Here is a 284-nt window from a genome sequence, read left to right as displayed (position 1 = left end):
GCGTCAGACGGCCTGGCTGCTGACGGCAGCGACGATCGCCTTCAACGGCGCGACCGCCTGGCCGGACCCGCTGGGCGTCGGCATGCACGGCGTGATCCCGATCCTGTTCGTGGTGGCGGTGGAAGCGGCTCGCCACGCGATCGGCCGCACAGCGGACATCACGGCCGACAAGCACATGGAGGGCGTCCGCCTGACCCGCTGGCTGCTCTCGCCGGTCCCGACGTTCCTCCTGTGGCGCCGCATGAAGCTGTGGGAGCTCCGCTCCTACGAGCAGGTCATCAAGC

General features: G+C 70.1%; 1 protein-coding gene. It reads left to right on the top strand.

Going from position 1 to position 284, the window contains the following annotated elements; all coding sequences use genetic code 11:
- A partial coding sequence (locus IF78_RS0143015) for a DUF2637 domain-containing protein (RefSeq protein ID WP_031498970.1) occupies positions 1–284 on the top strand: 284 nt, incomplete at both ends.

It is taken from the genome of Streptomyces bicolor (assembly GCF_000719285.1).
GTDB lineage: Bacteria > Actinomycetota > Actinomycetes > Streptomycetales > Streptomycetaceae > Streptomyces > Streptomyces bicolor.
Note: the sequence above shows the minus strand (reverse complement) of the source record. Positions and strands in the feature narration are given on the sequence as shown.